General features: G+C 44.9%; 1 pseudogene. It reads left to right on the top strand.

What is annotated here, in order from left to right:
• Positions 1 to 321: pseudogene (locus ACYVTD_RS18765) on the top strand (hypothetical protein); the annotation flags it as partial.

Below are 321 nucleotides of genomic sequence, written 5' to 3'. Positions count from 1 at the left end.
GGATTATGGAAGACGGCAAAATCCCCATCGCCGAAAACATGGTGCTTTTAGGAATTCCTAAAAAGGGAAAATCCCCAAAAGCCGCAAAAGCTTTTGTCTTATGGTTTTTTAAGATAGAAAACCAGCGCCTTCTTTTAGAATTCAGCAAGACGAACAGGATAAACGAATCCGTTTTCGGCATTTGCGGCGGTTTTTCTACCATAGGCGCGGTTACAGAGCAGATCTTCCCAAGGTTTTATCCCAATCTTTTGGGCCACATGCCGCCTTCGGAACAATTAACAGCCCCCAACATTTTGCCCAGAAACTGGGCTATTATCAGGG

The organism is Treponema sp. R6D11, assembly GCF_054786075.1.
The sequence above is the reverse complement of the archived record's forward strand: the minus strand, read 5'-3'. Positions and strand labels throughout refer to the sequence as shown.